Source organism: Priestia sp. JSM ZJ58, assembly GCF_044383985.1.
In the GTDB taxonomy this organism is placed as follows: Bacteria; Bacillota; Bacilli; order Bacillales; family Bacillaceae_H; genus Priestia; species Priestia zanthoxyli.
The window spans coordinates 1-1,444 of record NZ_JBISEM010000021.1 but is presented as its reverse complement, the minus strand read 5'-3'; the positions used below and the strand labels follow the sequence as shown (position 1 = coordinate 1,444).

Below are 1,444 nucleotides of genomic sequence, written 5' to 3'. Positions count from 1 at the left end.
AGTAAGATCCCTGAAAGATGATCAGGTTGATAGGTCAGAGGTGGAAGCGTGGCGACATGTGTAGCTGACTGATACTAATCGATCGAGGACTTAACCAAACTTTAAAAGTGTAAGCTTTACTCAGCAAACTGTTATCTAGTTTTGAAAGAATAAATCTTTTTCGAAAAAAGTATTGCTTTCTTTATATAATAGTGTATAATATAATATGTCTGGTGGCGATAGCGAAGAGGTCACACCCGTTCCCATACCGAACACGGAAGTTAAGCTCTTTAGCGCCAATGGTAGTTGGGACTTTGTCCCTGTGAGAGTAGGACGTTGCCAGGCTTTTATATCGGAGGATTAGCTCAGCTGGGAGAGCACCTGCCTTACAAGCAGGGGGTCGGCGGTTCGATCCCGTCATCCTCCACCATCGACTATTTAAGTCAGAGATTGCACGCCGGTGTAGCTCAACTGGTAGAGCAACTGACTTGTAATCAGTAGGTTGGGGGTTCAAGTCCTCTTGCCGGCACCAGTTTTTTCGAGCCATTAGCTCAGTTGGTAGAGCATCTGACTTTTAATCAGAGGGTCGAAGGTTCGAGTCCTTCATGGCTCACCATTTAATATTCACACGCGGGTGTGGCGGAATTGGCAGACGCGCTAGACTTAGGATCTAGTGTCTTACGACGTGGGGGTTCAAGTCCCTTCACCCGCATCTTTACTTAATTTCATATATGCGCGGAAGTAGTTCAGTGGTAGAACACCACCTTGCCAAGGTGGGGGTCGCGAGTTCGAACCTCGTCTTCCGCTCCACGTATATAAGTCCTGCCGGGGTGGTGGAATTGGCAGACACACAGGACTTAAAATCCTGCGGTAGGTGACTACCGTGCCGGTTCAAGTCCGGCCCTCGGCACCATTTTAATAAGCGCCCGTAGCTCAATTGGATAGAGCGTTTGACTACGGATCAAAAGGTTAGGGGTTCGACTCCTCTCGGGCGCGCCATAAACGGGAAGTAGCTCAGCTTGGTAGAGCACTTGGTTTGGGACCAAGGGGTCGCAGGTTCGAATCCTGTCTTCCCGACCATTTATGGGGCCTTAGCTCAGCTGGGAGAGCGCCTGCCTTGCACGCAGGAGGTCAGCGGTTCGATCCCGCTAGGCTCCACCAATCGGAATTTTGAACTTTGAAAACTGAACAAAGCGACAAACGTCAACGTTAATTTTTATTTTTTAAATTGAGCAAGTCAAACATTTCTTCGGAGAGTTTGATCCTGGCTCAGGATGAACGCTGGCGGCGTGCCTAATACATGCAAGTCGAGCGAACTGATTAGAAGCTTGCTTCTATGACGTTAGCGGCGGACGGGTGAGTAACACGTGGGCAACCTGCCTGTAAGACTGGGATAACTTCGGGAAACCGAAGCTAATACCGGATACGATCTTCTCCTTCATGGGAGATGATTGAAAGATGGTTT

9 tRNA genes and 3 rRNA genes are annotated in these 1,444 nt (G+C 48.7%); all 12 read left to right on the top strand.

The features are described from left to right. Nucleotides 1-98 (top strand): 23S ribosomal RNA (locus tag ACH6EI_RS27740); the annotation flags it as partial. Nucleotides 99-208: 110 nt separating this feature from the next. Next, nucleotides 209-324, top strand: a 5S ribosomal RNA gene (gene rrf, locus ACH6EI_RS27735). Nucleotides 325-333: 9 nt separating this feature from the next. Then, nucleotides 334-409, top strand: a tRNA-Val gene (locus ACH6EI_RS27730). Between the two features lie 26 nt (nt 410-435). Next, a tRNA-Thr gene (locus ACH6EI_RS27725) sits at nt 436-511 on the top strand. 8 nt (nt 512-519) lie between these two features. Further along, nucleotides 520-595: transfer RNA gene (locus tag ACH6EI_RS27720), tRNA-Lys, on the top strand. A 14-nt stretch (nt 596-609) separates the two neighbouring features. Then, nucleotides 610-691 (top strand) — tRNA-Leu (locus ACH6EI_RS27715). A 23-nt stretch (nt 692-714) separates the two neighbouring features. Next, nucleotides 715-789 (top strand) — tRNA-Gly (locus ACH6EI_RS27710). Nucleotides 790-803: 14 nt separating this feature from the next. Further along, a tRNA-Leu gene (locus ACH6EI_RS27705) sits at nt 804-892 on the top strand. A 9-nt stretch (nt 893-901) separates the two neighbouring features. Beyond that, nucleotides 902-978, top strand: a tRNA-Arg gene (locus ACH6EI_RS27700). A gap of 4 nt (nt 979-982) precedes the next feature. Next, nucleotides 983-1,059 (top strand) — tRNA-Pro (locus tag ACH6EI_RS27695). 5 nt (nt 1,060-1,064) lie between these two features. Next, nucleotides 1,065-1,140: transfer RNA gene (locus ACH6EI_RS27690), tRNA-Ala, on the top strand. Nucleotides 1,141-1,225: 85 nt separating this feature from the next. Further along, nucleotides 1,226-1,444: ribosomal RNA gene (locus ACH6EI_RS27685) — 16S ribosomal RNA — on the top strand; the annotation flags it as partial.